This is a genomic window from Pseudodesulfovibrio piezophilus C1TLV30 (assembly GCF_000341895.1).
Classification (GTDB): domain Bacteria; phylum Desulfobacterota; class Desulfovibrionia; order Desulfovibrionales; family Desulfovibrionaceae; genus Pseudodesulfovibrio; species Pseudodesulfovibrio piezophilus.
This window is the reverse complement of the sequence record NC_020409.1, coordinates 963,950-977,955: the sequence shown is the minus strand read 5'-3', so window position 1 is coordinate 977,955 and position 14,006 is coordinate 963,950. Positions and strand designations below refer to the sequence as shown.

The 14,006-nt window shown below is 49.3% G+C and carries 11 protein-coding genes and 1 pseudogene; 8 read left to right on the top strand and 4 right to left on the bottom strand.

The genetic code is table 11. From position 1 onward, the window contains the following. Position 1: 1 nt before the first annotated feature. The gene (locus tag BN4_RS04765; RefSeq protein WP_015414222.1) at positions 2-1,921 is read left to right on the top strand and encodes a response regulator; all 1,920 of its coding nucleotides are present in this window, start codon (positions 2-4) and stop codon (positions 1,919-1,921) included. Between the two features lie 19 nt (positions 1,922-1,940). On the opposite strand, the gene BN4_RS04760 is transcribed toward BN4_RS04765, so the two are convergent. Next, a complete protein-coding gene (locus tag BN4_RS04760; protein ID WP_015414221.1) occupies positions 1,941-3,077 on the bottom strand; it encodes a sensor histidine kinase in 1,137 nt (378 codons plus the stop codon). Positions 3,078-3,079: 2 nt separating this feature from the next. Continuing rightward, positions 3,080-5,350: a PAS domain S-box protein gene (locus BN4_RS04755; protein WP_015414220.1), complete on the bottom strand. Its 2,271-nt coding sequence runs from the start codon at positions 5,348-5,350 to the stop codon at positions 3,080-3,082. A 251-nt stretch (positions 5,351-5,601) separates the two neighbouring features. Between BN4_RS04755 and BN4_RS04750 the strand changes: the two genes are divergently transcribed. Next, the gene (locus BN4_RS04750) at positions 5,602-6,339 is read left to right on the top strand and encodes a substrate-binding periplasmic protein (RefSeq protein ID WP_041720138.1); all 738 of its coding nucleotides are present in this window, start codon (positions 5,602-5,604) and stop codon (positions 6,337-6,339) included. Between the two features lie 77 nt (positions 6,340-6,416). Here BN4_RS04750 and BN4_RS04745 read toward each other — a convergent pair whose 3' ends face one another. Continuing rightward, positions 6,417-7,760: a glycerate kinase type-2 family protein gene (locus BN4_RS04745; protein WP_015414218.1), complete on the bottom strand. Its 1,344-nt coding sequence runs from the start codon at positions 7,758-7,760 to the stop codon at positions 6,417-6,419. A 107-nt stretch (positions 7,761-7,867) separates the two neighbouring features. Beyond that, positions 7,868-8,848 carry a 2-hydroxyacid dehydrogenase gene (locus BN4_RS04740; protein ID WP_015414217.1) on the bottom strand — a complete coding sequence of 327 codons (981 nt, stop codon included), beginning with the start codon at positions 8,846-8,848 and terminating at the stop codon, positions 7,868-7,870. Between the two features lie 292 nt (positions 8,849-9,140). Between BN4_RS04740 and BN4_RS17480 the strand changes: the two are divergent. The 6 genes and pseudogenes from BN4_RS17480 (at position 9,141) to BN4_RS04705 (ending at position 13,867) form a co-directional block, all read left to right on the top strand. Beyond that, a pseudogene (locus BN4_RS17480) lies at positions 9,141-9,835 on the top strand (IS5 family transposase). Then, positions 9,836-10,105, top strand: coding sequence for a hypothetical protein (locus BN4_RS18050; RefSeq protein WP_231856578.1), 270 nt, complete (start codon positions 9,836-9,838; stop codon positions 10,103-10,105). Then, entirely contained in the window at positions 10,062-11,069 is a 1,008-nt protein-coding gene (locus tag BN4_RS04725) for an RHS repeat domain-containing protein (protein WP_015414214.1), read from the top strand. Before BN4_RS18050 ends, BN4_RS04725 begins: the two co-directional genes overlap by 44 nt. A 779-nt stretch (positions 11,070-11,848) precedes the next feature. After that, on the top strand, positions 11,849-12,577 hold the full coding sequence (locus tag BN4_RS04715; RefSeq protein WP_051053222.1) for a hypothetical protein: 729 nt from the start codon (positions 11,849-11,851) through the stop codon (positions 12,575-12,577). Positions 12,578-12,864: 287 nt separating this feature from the next. After that, positions 12,865-13,446: a hypothetical protein gene (locus tag BN4_RS04710; protein ID WP_015414211.1), complete on the top strand. Its 582-nt coding sequence runs from the start codon at positions 12,865-12,867 to the stop codon at positions 13,444-13,446. Further along, on the top strand, positions 13,436-13,867 hold the full coding sequence (locus tag BN4_RS04705; protein WP_041720137.1) for a hypothetical protein: 432 nt from the start codon (positions 13,436-13,438) through the stop codon (positions 13,865-13,867). The genes BN4_RS04710 and BN4_RS04705 overlap by 11 nt, the downstream gene beginning before the upstream one ends. Positions 13,868-14,006: the final 139 nt, after the last annotated feature.

Sequence of the window (14,006 nt, the reverse complement as noted above, 5' to 3'; positions counted from 1 at the left end):
CATGACCCAGCTCCCCATTCTTCTCGTGGACGACGAAGATGGCATCCGAAAAGTTCTCTCCATCAGCCTGGAAGACTCAGGGTACACAGTTGATACCGCATCCGACGTGGAATCGGCTCTGTCTCTGTTTCATGCCAAACACCACCCCCTCGTTATAACCGATATCAAGATGCCCGGCCGAAGTGGGATTGATCTCTTGCGCGCTCTCAAGCAAATTGCGCCGGAAACTGAAGTTATCATGATAACTGGCCATGGTGATGTTGAATTGGCCGTTCAGAGTCTCAAGAATGATGCTTTTGATTTCATCATGAAGCCAATCAACGATGAAGTGCTGACCTTTGCTTTGCAACGGGCGCAAGAACGGATTCTCATGCGCCGGTCTCTTCAGGAATATACCTGCAATCTGGAAGAATTGATCGAAAGAAAGTCGACTCAGCTTATAGAGGCGGAAAGGCGTGCTGCGGCCTGCCAACTTTTCGAGGGCTTGACATCCAGTCTGAGCGCATTTGCATCTAACCTGGATAATCTCAGTGTTTTTAATCAGATGCCGATGTTTGTCTCCATTCATAACAGGGATAAAGGGGTGGTGACCGTCAATCAACACTACCGTAAAAGGCTGGGCGATCTTGCTGGCAAGAAAAGCTGGTCCATGTACGTTGGGCTTGAGGATGGAGAAAAGCAATGTCCAGTGGCAAAGACCATTGAGACCGGGCAGGCACAGCGGGAAAGTCGCGTTGTCCGGTGCGTCAACGGCAATGATCATGCCGTCATTGTCGATACAGTACCAATCATGTCGACTGATGACGGTGTAGAGCTGGTTCTCGAATTCATGGTGGATCTCCTCGAGGCGGAAACGCTCCGTGAAGAGTTGCGGACTACTCGGCATAAATATGAACAGCTTTTCAACCAGTCGCCTTGTTTTATTTCGGTTCAGGACAGGGATTTTCATATCAATTCGGCCAATGCTCGTTATATTGAAAACTTTGGTGATTTTACAGGGAGGCCTTGTTATGAAAGCCTCATGCATCGTCAGCGACCGTGCATTGAGTGTCCTCTTCAACAGACTTTTGTCGATGGTCAGACACACCAATTGGAAACGGTGGTTACGAACCGCAAAGGGGAAAAGGTCAATATTCTCATATGGAGTTCTCCTATCCGCGATGCATCGGGAGAGATGATTGAAGCCGTAGAGATGATCACGGATATTACTCAAATCAGAAAATTGCAGGATCGGCTCACAAGCCTTGGGCTGCTGCTCGGCTCCACGGCCCATGGTATCAAGGGACTGTTAACGGGAATAGACGGAGCCATTTATCGTCTTGGGTCAGGGCTTGAAAAGCGAAACTTTGATCGGATGGGAGATGGGTTCAACGATTTGCAAACCTTGACCGATCGCATGAAGCAGACGGTTCTGGATATTCTCTATTATGCCAAGAAACGTGAATTGAATTGGAAGGAAATGGATGCCGCTCGCTTTACCATGGATCTCTATGCATCCTTTGCGGCCAAAGCCAAGAAAATGGGCGTGATACTTGATCTTGATATGGGAGCTGTTCTTGGTTCTTTCAAGGTGGATAAATCCATTTTGGCGTCCGCTTTGGGTAACATTATAGAGAATGGAATCGATGCCTGCGCGGCTCACCCTGAAGGGAAAGGGCGCGTGACACTGAAAGTCTATGCCGACTTGGGACAGATCGCCTTTCGGGTGACAGATAATGGCATTGGCATGGAGAGGGAAGTTCGGGAAAAGCTCTTTACATTGTTTTTCTCATCCAAAGGGAGTTCCGGCACTGGGATCGGGTTGTTCATCGCTCATGAAATAGTGACTCAGCATGGTGGTTCCATCACAGTGGATAGTGAACCTGGGAAGGGAGCGGTTTTTACCGTGTGTGTCCCGAGGGAACTCAGCGTCGGAGGCTAATCTTTTTATGAATTATGGGTTAGGTGACCACGTGGGCAGTGGGGATGGTAATGGTAAATGTTGCTCCCCGACCCAGACCTGAATTCGCCATAATTGAGCCGTTCATTTCCTTGACCAGTTTTTTTGTGGCCATGAGTCCGATCCCCGTTCCTCTGCTTCCTTTGGTCGTGAAAAAAGAATTGAAGACCTTTGTCAGTATTTCAGGGGCGATGCCATGCCCTGTGTCGGAAACAATATATTTGACTGACAGTCCTCCGCCATCCATTGTTCGAATCGTGACACGTTTATCACCCTCCAGAAGGTCCTGGCAGGCGTCGATGGCATTTGATACCAGATTCGTCAGACATTCATGGATAGCCTTGGGGTCAAGACGCATGGTCGGGAGGGTGTGAGCCATATCGAGAACAAGTTCGACATTGTTGTTTTGCGCCTTTGAGAGCAAGAGATCCCGGACTTGCTTAGCCGGTGAGTTGGGGTCACATTCCTTGGGGGTGATTGTGACCGGCTTGGCGTAGTCCAGGAGGTCCATGGCCAGATTCTTGATGCGTTCGACATCGCGTCTTACCATTTCCCAGCCTTGTCGGAGATATTCCTGATTCTCCAGTTCCAGCCCTTTTTCCAGGACGAACATGCCGCCTTCCAGTCCCCCTGCGACATTTTTGATGGCATGGGACATGGAAGCCACGGTCTGTCCCACGGCAGCCATTCTTTCGGCTTCTACCAGTTCCTTGCTCTTTTCCAGGACAAGGTGCTCCAGGTTTTCCGTATACTCTCTGAGTTGTTCCCGAATCTGAATTTTTTCCAAGGCGCGTTCAAGTGATATTTCGAGCGCGGCCTCATGAAGCGGCTTGGTGATGAAATCTCCGGCTCCAAGCCGAAGTGATTCAATAGCCGAGTGCATGTCTCCATGACCGGTTATCATGATGACTTCCGCTTCATGGTTGAGCTTCTTGATCTTTTGAAGCAATTCAAGTCCATCCATGCCGGGCATTTTGATATCAGTCACAATGAGCTGAATAGGTTCTCGCGAGAGAATCGAGAGTGCTTCGGTGCCATTTTCGGCGGTCACCACAGTATAGCCAGCGTCGGCAATGGCAACGCTTAAGACAGTGCGGATTCCCTCTTCATCGTCAACAAGTAAAACTTTTTCCTTCATGTTCAGCTTTCCGCCACCGGAAGTGTTATGGTGAATCGTGCTCCGATATCACCGTTTTCTGCACGGATACTCCCGCCGAAATCCTTGATAAGACCATAACTTATGGATAACCCCAATCCTGTCCCTTTGCCGACTTTCTTGGTGGTGAAAAAAGGCTCGAAAATCTTGTGAATAAGTTCTTCAGGGATACCACCTCCGTTGTCAGCTACTTCGATCAGAAGCTCATCCTCTTGCCAGGAGGTCCGAACTGTAATTTCGGGCCTATCAGATTCAGCGGATTCTGTCTTCTCTTCAAGCTCATCCCGAGCGTTGACAAAAAGATTGATGAAAACCTGTTCCAATTGATCCGGGGTTGCCAAAACCGGCGGGAGCGAATCCGCCAAGTGCCAGTTCATGACAATGCCCCGAGAGGCGAATTGCTTGCCGAGCAATGCAAAAGCACGCTCCAGGGATTGATTGACATTCACCAACACAGCGTCTTGGTCGACCTGTCTGCCAAATTCCCGCATATGATTAATTATCTTTGTTGCTCGGTCCACATAACTATCAACTTCACGGGAAAGGGTGGCGAGAGTGTCATCCGGAATAGGTTCACCGGCATTGACTTTTTTCATAAAGTAATTGCTAGCGGATTTAATGACGGTGAGTGGCTGGTTCAATTCATGAGCAACTCCTGTTGCCATCTCGCCAAGAGTTGCCATTTTACCGGCGTGGAAAAGTTGCTGCTCGGCTTCGAGGCGTTCCGTGATGTCCGTAGTGCTTATGAGAAGGTATTCGATTTCCGCAACACCGGAGGTAGCCAGCATGATATCCACGAAGAATGGGTCACCATTTTTGCGGATACTTTTGACCTGATTGATAGTGGTGAAGGCGCGCATTTGCGATTTGAGCCGATCTGTTTCATCTGGGTGGATGACCGCCATGAAAGGTTTCCCGATCAATTCCTCGGCAGGCCAGCCGTATATCGATGTAGCAGTACTATTGCAATCAAGCACTGTCAGGGTCGCATTGTCCAGAACGAAGATGGAGTTGGGGGCATTATTGAAAATGGTATGGTATTTTTTTTCGGATTCTTTGAGTTTTTCTTCGAGCTTGATGCGTTCGCTAATATCCAGGCACATCTCCATGGCCTTGGTCACTTTTCCGTTTTTATCCAGAATGGGTGCAGTATGAACCAGCCAGTGTGAGTATGTCCCGTCGGGATTCCGACGGCTTTCTTCGCTACAGTGAGAGACTCCGGTCTGGAAAGTTTTCTCAACTGGACATTCTTCACATTTTTCGCTGATGCCTTTGTATGCTTCATAGCAATAGGCATCGGGGAATGGGGTGAATCGCTCTCGAGATTCCTTGTTATAGGCGAGAAGTTTATAGTTGAGATCCTGCACCGTGACCACGCATGGCACATTGTCGAAGAGAAGTTCGAATTCTTCCATCTTTTCGTTGATGATTTCTTGTTGTTCATGAAGCGCTTCGACCATTCGCTCATGTGAACGGGCAAGTTTGCCCAATTCATCCGGGCGTTGTGAAATGGTCCGGACAGCACTGCCGTCCTTGCCCTGTGCTATCTCTTCCGAGCACCGGGTGAGAAGAGAAAGTGGGCGGGTCACTATTTGTCTCAGACCAAAGAAAATGCACCCTGATGTGATGATGAAAAAGAAGGTGCCGAGGGTGATGAGTTGCGCTCGATAATCCGAGACCATGGCATTGACACTGTCAAAAGCGAAAATGAGATCAACGGTGCCTAATATGACGGTGTCCTGCTTGTGGAAATGGCATGGGGCTTCGATACAGGACTGACGATTGTTTACGGGGACCTGAACGCTAAAAAAGTTCCTTCCGTCCACTGTGGAATATTTCCATGTCCGTTGTTGTAGCGTCAGGGTCTTTTTCGGTGGCTCTTCACTATGGCAGACGGAGCAGACATGGTGATCCATGCCTATTCCACTCCCGACTTCTCGCGGAATGTCGGAGAATTGTATAATTCCATCCTTGCCATAAACTCGAATTGATTCAACGCGGTTAAATCGGGCCACTTCGGTTATAATCTCATTGATATCTTTCCGAGCGTTGCGGAGCATGGCATCACGGAGTCCGAGTTGGATAGTGTTACCCATCATATCCGCAGTATGGATTCGTTCTGAAAGTGTGTATTCATTAACAAAACCAATGCTCAGATAGATAAGCAACAAGGTACTCACCAGCATGATGGCCCCTGTCGCAAGAATGATTTTTGCGATCAGGTTTTCCCTGATTTTCATAATCGGTCTGAACATGTTCGGCCTGCCCCTCGCTGAACCCATCCGTCAGAAATTTTTACAGATTCTCATTAGAAGTGCTGTATGGACCAGTGACTGTCAAGGAAAAATGATTTGCCTACCACAAAGGTCTGAAATATTTCTTTACTTAAATGAACAAGAAAAATGAGCAGATATAAGAAAATAACTAAGGAAAATGCTGTCTCTAATGGACTAAAATGAATGGCTACTTTAATGTAGACGAAATTAGTCAGATTCAGAGGGATGAAATGTATAGCAAAATAGTCTTGTTTGTTTTTTCGGTCCTTTTACTGCCGGTTATTACCATGGCGGCAGAAATTAATATGCAGGTGATCATATACCCGCCATTGGCTTATGAAGTGGATGGGGAATTACAGGGAGTCGCTCCTGAAGTGGTCCGGGAAATTCAGGCCATGGTTGGTGATACCAATCCGATTCAGGTTGCTCCATGGCTTCGAGCATACGAACAGACTAAAAATAAACCGAAGCAGGCTCTTTTTGCGATTGTCCGTATCCCGGAGAGGGAAGAACTCTTCAAATGGGTAGGGCCAATTTTTGGGGAAGGTGATTATTTTTTCAAGCACAAAGGAAGCCCGATCATCGTCAATACACTTGACGATGCAAGAAAAGTCAAACGAATAGGTGTGCGGAAAGATGGGTACACGCATCAGGCCCTTCTCGCTAAAGGATTCACCAATCTGGATGTGGGGCCGACGTATGATTCAAGCTATAAAAAGTTGGCTGATAAACGGGTCGATCTTGTTCTTATGGGCGAAAGAACATATTACTATATGGTGAAGGAAGCCGGAGTCGATCCAGCAGGTTTTGAACGGACCAACTACCAATTCAACCACTCCGCTGCATGGCTCGCCTTTTCACGCGATGTCCCTGATGAGCTTATCACTCAGTGGCAAACTGCTCTGGATACGCTCAAGGCCAATGGCAAATACGAAGAGATTATGGCTCGAAATTTCAATGCCGATTAGCAAAGATCGGCGGAGACACCGCTTCAGCGTGTAATGAGAAGAAGTCCCGCCGAACAAATTCGGCGGGACTTCTTCATTTAATCAACAAGGATGGCAACTACATCCATCACATTCGTTCGAGTCGGGCCTGTCTTGAGGAGAGTCCCCGTATTCGTGAAGAATTCATAGGCATTATTGTTTTCGAGATATTCTCTCGCTGACCGTGATTGGGCTTGCGATCGAGCCACTGTGTCCGGAAAAACGAATGCCCCGGCTGCATCGGTCGGCCCATCGGACCCATCTGTGCCGAGACAGAGTACCGAGATGTTTTCTCGACAACACTGCATTCCAGATAATTCAATGGCTCCGGCAAGGGCCAATTCCTGATTGCGGCCTCCTTTGCCGTTTCCACGGATGGTGACAGTTGTCTCTCCTCCTGCAAGCAGGCAGACCGGCGGTTTGATCTCATGGTGTCCCTGAGAATATTCTCCGGCCAGCCGGATCAATCTTTTAGCCACATCTCGGGCTTCTCCTTCCATGGAGTGGTCCACCACAATCGGGGTATACCCTTTTTCTCTGGCTGCTTCCGCCGCTCCGGCCACCGCCATGGCGTTGCCAGCGATAATGACATTCTGGACTCGTTCAAAACAGGCATCGCCTTCCTTACATGTCTCAGGAGTTTTGCCTTCGCATCCGTCTGATATGACCTGAGTCACTTCATCGGGAATTTCACCGCACAGGCCATACTTATCAAGGATGGCCTGGCAGTCGAAAAAGGTGGATTCATCTGGTGCGGTTGGGCCGGAACCGATGACATCAAGATAATCTCCGACCACGTCGGATATAATCAGTGTCAATACCGTGGCAGGTTCGAGAGCCTTTGCGAAATGTCCGCCTTTGAAGAAGGAAAGGTGTTTCCTGATTGCATTGATTTCATTAATGGTTGCACCACATTCCAGAAGCTTTCGAGTTGTTTCCTGTTTGATGGCCAAGGTCACGGGATGGCGTGGTGCGGGAACGATGGCGCTGGCTCCGCCTGAAAGCAAACAGAAGACCAGATCTTTTTCTGATATCCCTTTGGCAAGGCTGATCAATTCCTTGGCCGCACGTTCTCCTGCCAGGTCTGGAACTGGATGGTTTGATTCAAGCACTCGTGTTTTTCTGAGCTTGAGACCATGGTTGTATTTGGTTGCCATGATACCACCATGAAGACGGTTTCCCAGAATTTTTTCTAGAGTTTCGGCCATGGCGGCGGAAGCCTTGCCAGCACCCAGTACAAAAATGCGCTCGAACTGGTTCAGGTCGTACTCTCTCTCAGCAACGGTCAAGACATCTCCATCAAGTTTCAGGGCGGAACGAATTGCCGGGTCTGGCGACACCGCATTGATGGTTCGCTCGACGATATGGTGGAGGTGAGCCTGTTTTTCGATGTATGAAGTCATGATGAGTCCTACGATTAAAAGGCGGCCTGCGGGCGGAATTTCATCTGCTTGCAGGCCGTATTATTTGGGCGTTGTGGAATTTTCTTTGGGGAAAGTTCTCAGCCTTATTAGGTGAATATCTCGGGGTTGAGACAGGTTTCCGGCGTTTCTCCCTTGAGCATGGCAATAATATTTCGTGCGGCCATGGTCGCCATATTGGTTCGAGACGATTTTGTGGCTGATCCTATATGAGGCAGGATGACGACATTATCAAGTTCTGCCAGTCCTGGAGCCATGGCTGGTTCATTTTCGTATACATCCAAGCCAGCACCTGCGATTTCACCTGACTGAAGAGCTTGAACCAGATCAGCTTCGTTGATGACTGGTCCACGAGCTGTATTGATGAGGTAAGCTGTTTTTTTCATGAGCGAGAATGCTGATTCATCGAACATATGTTTGGTGGTTGGAGTCAACGGGGCATGGAGTGAAATGAAATCAGACCGTTTCAGGAGTTCTTCAAAGGAGACCAACTCAGCGTTCAGCTCTGCCTCGAGAGCACCGTTTGTCCGGCCCGAGGAACTGGTGTAGAGAACCGGCATATCAAACCCTCTGGACATGAGAGCCATTTCAGTTCCTATGCGTCCTGCTCCGACAATACCGAGAGTCTTGCCCTTGATGTCGCCACCGATGAATTGAAGCGGTCCCCATCCTGTCCATTTGTCCGAACGCATTATGTGGTCGGTTTCAACCACACGTCTCGCCACGGAGAAAAGCAGTGCCCAGGCGCATTCTGCTGTGGCAGTGGTTAGCACGCCGGGTGTATTGGACACGGGAATTTGACGCCTTGTGGCCTCATTGACATCAATATTGTCATAGCCGACTGCATAGTTCGCATATCCCTTGAGATTTTTCGCGGCATCAAAGAATTCGCCATTAATTCTGTCTGTTAATACACCAATCATGGCATCGCATTCAGCAGCTTTTTCAAGCAACAGGGGGCGTGGCAGTGGAGCGTCTTCCGGGTTGATTTCGACATCGGCCACTGTTTCAAGCAGATCAATGCCTTCCTGCGGGATGCGTCGTGTAATGAAAACTTTAAATTTTGCCATGTTTCCCAACCTGTTAAGTGTTTATTTTCTCAGAGTGCAGTCGTTGTCCATTAATTCTTGACTCATAAAGGAGTCTATCATCACAGTACAAGGACTTCAAGGAGTGGGAGCACTCCAAAGAAACCCCATCATTGAGGCTGACGGTGCAATTCATTTTCACAATGTTTCTGAACAGGATATCCGCAGAGAAGAGGGAAAAACGTTTCCACACACATTCCATGAGTTGCGCCTTTGGGAAGCAGTTGCTTTAGGGCGTATCGATATTTATCAATTTACTAGATAAAGTCTGGAAATGAACAGAAGATGCGAATTAACCGAAAGTCAGTGGGCCGTTTTAGGACCGATTGTTCCAGGCAAGGCAGGTGATCCGGGGCGATCTGGAGCAGATAATCGAACATTCATTAACTGTGTCTTGCGGGTGTTATGGAGCGGAGCCCGATGGGCCGTAAAAGGAGTATGGGAACAAGTCTTTGCGTCACTTGTTAAATATAAACACAATAAAAACAGTGTTATAGGCAGTAGTATCGTCCTCGCTCATCAACAGGCCATTACCGGAAAAGGGGGGACTCGTCTGCGACCGAGGGGCGATCCAGAGGTGGGCTGGCAACCAAAATTCATCTGTGTACCGATGGGGAAGCAAAGCCGATTCGTTTCCATCTCTCGCAAGGACACTGTAATGATTGCACTCAAGGCTCATAACTCTTTCGTGGTCTCGAATGCCAATACATGCTCGCCGACAAAGGCTACGATTCCCAACAAGTCTTGGATGCCGTAAAAAAGACAGGTGGCGAAGCGGTAATTCCTCCCCGGAAGCACAGAAAGTATCAAAGGTCATATGATCGTAAACAATATAAGTTACGTAATGCCATTGAACGCACATTCGGCTTCTTTAGACAATTCAGAAGGATTGCAACGTGTTATGAAAGGAAATCTTCAAACTACAGTAGCTTGATCGCGTTGGCTGCCATCACAATGTGGATTCAGTGAATGTCGATAAAACCTAGTCATCTCCGCGAACAACTCCTGGATCGTGACTCTGGACAACCTCTCTGGGGTGCCGGCTATCGCGATTATCGCCACACCCTGGACAACCGGCTGATGAGCGCGGGCAACAACGGGTACACCCACGACGACAACGGGTTCCGTTCCATCTGGTCGAACAGGCGGTACGTACCATCTGTACAAGTACGCACCGGACTACCGGCTGCTCAAAATGGAGGTGGAGGGCCAGAACTGCGTCTACACCTTTCGCCATGACGAGCAGGGCCGGCGGGCCGCCAAATATCTCAACGGCCAACTCGTCGAGGCTTACCAATGGCTCGACTTCGTCCGGCTCGGCGCGTTCCACGACGGGCGCATGGGGTACGAGTTCTGGTATGGCGATAACGCACGCCTTCCATCGGCTATGCGGCGCGAAGACGGGGCCGTATTTACCCTGCACTACGATCAGGTAGGTTTCCTGCGCGTGGTTGCCGACGCTGGCGGCAACGTGATAAAGGAAGTCCGGTACGCTCCCTTCGGCGGGATCATTGAGGACACCAATCCCGGCCTGCGCGTGCCCATTGGCTTTGCGGGCGGCCTGCACGACCGAGATTTGGGTTTCGTCCGCTTCGGCTGGTGTGATTACGACACCTTCACCGGCAGGTGGACCGCGCCCGATCCCATCGGGAACAAGGGCGGCGATCCTGATTGGTATGGCTATTGTTTGGATGATCCGGTCAACATGCATGACCCCATGGGGTTGTTCACTTGGGTTCCGGTTGCAGGGGCCGCGATTGGCGCAGGCTCCAATGCCTACGACAATTGGGATGATTGGAGAAGCGGCAAGATGGGCACAGGGGACTATGCCAAATCAGTCGGCTTGGGCGCTGCAACCGGCGCGGTAAGCACCATGGGCGGAGGTATTGGTTCAACCCTTCTGTTTGGTGGCGGTGCAGCTGTCTTGAATGAAGCCGGGAGCCAGTATATCAAGAAAGGCAAAGTCGATGATGTCGGGAAAGTCGCTGCATCTGGAGTAAGTGGTGCTGTCGGTGGTGCAATCGGAAAAGTAGGCAAGGCTGTCGGCAAAAACTTTGGCAGAATTACACCGCCCAAAAACATACCTCCCAAGCCGTTGAAAGATGCAAGTGACCTTGGAGGTGTTGTCGGCTCAATCGTTGGCAGTGAATACAGCGATTCTTGGCTGAGTAACGCCCTGGAAAACGGGAAGAGGAAAAAGTGATAGCAGGTATCATCTTTTGGATTATTGCAAGCATTGTTTGCTCTGTTGGTGGAGTCGTCTTCATACGAGAGTGGTATTACTCTCGGCATACAGACCTTCGCCCGTTTTCATGGAAACGGTGGTTCAACAAAGATGAGGGCCTGAACCCGCGTGAGAAGCTTATCAACGGGATCATATGTATCATCATTGGTGCGTTTGCGGCATTGATCCTCCTGTCTTACCCTTTCCTTTAGATTCATCGATACGCCCGAGGCAAAAGTCTCGGGCGTATCGATTTGTTATGGTGAGTGCTGGGCGGCATCGCCATCTGGCGGACTGATTTTCGTAAGGGATTAACCACCCGTTGTTGCCCTCACTTATCAGGAAACCAGTCAAATTTGAAAAGAGGGGAGCAGCCATGTCTCTCCTTTTCGTTTACAATAGTTTGTAGACCCATTTCGCCTTGGGCGGTCCCTCATCGTAGGCAAAGACGATCTCGGCGAAGCGGGTAATTCCTTCCCGGAAGCACAGAAAGTATCAAAGGTCATATGATCGTAAACAATATAAGTTACGTAATGCCATTGAACGCACATTCGATTCCTTTAGATAATTCGTAGGGATTGCAAAGTGTTATGAAAGGGAATCTTCAAACTACAGTAGTTTGATCGCCTTGGCTGCCATCACAATGTGGATTCAGTGAATGTCGATAAAACCTAGTCATCTCCGCGAACAACTCCTGGATTGTGACTCTGGACAACCTCTCTGGGGTGCCGGCTTGGCTGTCGGATGCCCTGTGCCGCATGGCTACAGGCGGTAGTTTCTCTGCCCGGAAGTTGTTCACCAACGATAAAGAGGCCCTGTTTACGATCATGCGTCCCATCGTCCTCAACGGGATTGATCAGGTCGCAGACCGTCACGATTTGGCAGATCGGAGCCTTCGGGTAACGCTGCCGGTAATCAGGCCGAGACACAGGATGACAGAATCCCAACTGTCTTTCGTTTTCGATACAGCCGCTCCCAAGATTCTTGGCGGTTTGTGCGATGGCGTCATGTGCGCCCTGAAGAACAGACAGAGCGTCCAAGTCGAAAACCCGCCAAGAATGGCGGACTTCACCCATTGGTGTGTGGCGGCTGAAGAGGCTATGCCTCACTGGGACAAGGGAGAGTTCCTCGAAGCCTACGGAAACAATCAGGACGAATCCATCGAACGTGCTCTGGAATCAGATCATGTCGCCAACGCGATCATTACGCTCATGTCAGATACTTTTGCTTGGGAAGGAAATACAGCTACTCTGCAGAAGGCACTGGAAGGTGTCGTTGATGAACGTATCACCCGGCTGAAGCTCTGGCCCCAAACGCCAAGTTCGCTCGGAAAACGACTGACACGCTGCAAGGGCTTTCTTCGAAGCTCTGGGATTAAAGTGAACCAACAGAGAGGAGGAGATCGTCTCATCACCATAACCAATGAAAAGGCCGCTCCTGCTGCAAGTTCCAATGTGAGCATCAGCAACGGTCAGTTCTTTGAATAAGTAAAATCAAGGCAGTCTGGGGATACTCCCAGGCTGCCCGTTTCGATGGCAGGTCGGGCGGTTGATTTGCGGGGCTTAAAAAGCTGTCAAGTACAATCGGTTGAACGAAACATGTTTTTCACCAGCATGAGCATGTTTTTTGCCGACATGAGAATACATTTGGCCGACCTTGACGCGTTTCGGGGGATTGTGAGTCGAAAATCCATGTTACGCTTTTTCGCAAATATAACAGGGTAGCTCCAATCCTTCATTTCGGAGGTATGGCCAAACCCCAAAAGGAGACAGTTATGAAGAAGCAGTGGGCACAGCATATCGGTGACGATCAGCTCGTTTACGGGATGCCCAAACACATGGTTGGAGTATCAGGTGGTAACACTCAGAAGAATAGACCAGTCCCCGGAGATCCGCCATATAGGCAGCCTTCAGAGAGTAATGGGAAAACCACTTACTGGACCGTGCAGCCAAAGGCGAAGGCGTGCGATAAATGCCAGGCCATGGCGGGGAAAAAGTTTATGGAGAAGCCGGAACCGCCTCACCCCAATTGTAAGTGTGACATTCGTCAGCATGAGCACATTCCGCAAAAGCGCTATCTCAGTGAATTTATCGAAGGCTATGAGGGCAATGCTGTTCAACAGTTCTTTGGTTTGGGTCTTGTCAAAGTCAGGATCAAGCACATTACTGGTGCATTGGCTTCTGGAGTCGAAGTCTATTCAAATCTTGATGGCATCCGGTCGAGTCATACATTGACCAAGGATGTTTCCTTTACCTTCAGCACATTGACCGATACACCTGTGCTTTGGAGTATTCAGATCGTTCAAAAGGGTGCTGATAACACCGTGGTGCAGTATTGGATAGAATATGAAGAGTAGTAGCTTGCTAAGTTTGGTCCCGTTTTTGGCGCTGATGCTGGTCTCAGCAAATTTATCACTGGCTGGCGAGCCGGAGCCTTTTGTCATTTCATGTGATAAAGTGGAGTCGGTAATGGTCGAGCTAGCGTTTGATATAGAGAGCTTTGAGCGTAGAGTCGTTGGATGCCAAGTGCAGTTGACTCAAGAAGCAGGTGTTGAGCTTGATGCTCACTGCGCCAAGTGGTTTGGCGACATGTTTCCGATCTTTTCGGAGGGGAAGGTCATCACCATGTATGACAGCACCACTCGATCAACCCCTCCACAGCTATTCTTCACGGAAGAGACTTGGGAGGCAGCCAAAACAAAGCTTATGGCGATATGCTCGGAGAAGATTCCAGAAATCCCTCAAAGGGTGTTGGATCATCGTCCTGACAATCAGTAACAATGGTTTTTGACTGCCTGAACCGCCCCTGCCGCCGAGGGGCACCATTATAAATTTAAAGAGGGGCTGAAAGCCCCTCAGATCGCTGACAAACCCCACTTTTTTTGAAAGTGGGGTTTTCTCATGCTTCGATTTTTTA

Excerpts from the sequence above, each read along its gene's own strand:
- BN4_RS04765 (WP_015414222.1), top strand. The coding sequence starts at position 2 with ATGACCCAGCTCCCCATTCTTCTCGTGGACGACGAAGATGGCATCCGA.
- BN4_RS04760 (WP_015414221.1), bottom strand. The coding sequence starts at position 3,077 with ATGAAGGAAAAAGTTTTACTTGTTGACGATGAAGAGGGAATCCGCACT.
- BN4_RS04755 (WP_015414220.1), bottom strand. The coding sequence starts at position 5,350 with ATGTTCAGACCGATTATGAAAATCAGGGAAAACCTGATCGCAAAAATC.
- BN4_RS04750 (WP_041720138.1), top strand. The coding sequence starts at position 5,602 with ATGTATAGCAAAATAGTCTTGTTTGTTTTTTCGGTCCTTTTACTGCCG.
- BN4_RS04745 (WP_015414218.1), bottom strand. The coding sequence starts at position 7,760 with ATGACTTCATACATCGAAAAACAGGCTCACCTCCACCATATCGTCGAG.
- BN4_RS04740 (WP_015414217.1), bottom strand. The coding sequence starts at position 8,848 with ATGGCAAAATTTAAAGTTTTCATTACACGACGCATCCCGCAGGAAGGC.
- BN4_RS18050 (WP_231856578.1), top strand. The coding sequence starts at position 9,836 with ATGTCGATAAAACCTAGTCATCTCCGCGAACAACTCCTGGATCGTGAC.
- BN4_RS04725 (WP_015414214.1), top strand. The coding sequence starts at position 10,062 with ATGGAGGTGGAGGGCCAGAACTGCGTCTACACCTTTCGCCATGACGAG.
- BN4_RS04715 (WP_051053222.1), top strand. The coding sequence starts at position 11,849 with ATGGCTACAGGCGGTAGTTTCTCTGCCCGGAAGTTGTTCACCAACGAT.
- BN4_RS04710 (WP_015414211.1), top strand. The coding sequence starts at position 12,865 with ATGAAGAAGCAGTGGGCACAGCATATCGGTGACGATCAGCTCGTTTAC.
- BN4_RS04705 (WP_041720137.1), top strand. The coding sequence starts at position 13,436 with ATGAAGAGTAGTAGCTTGCTAAGTTTGGTCCCGTTTTTGGCGCTGATG.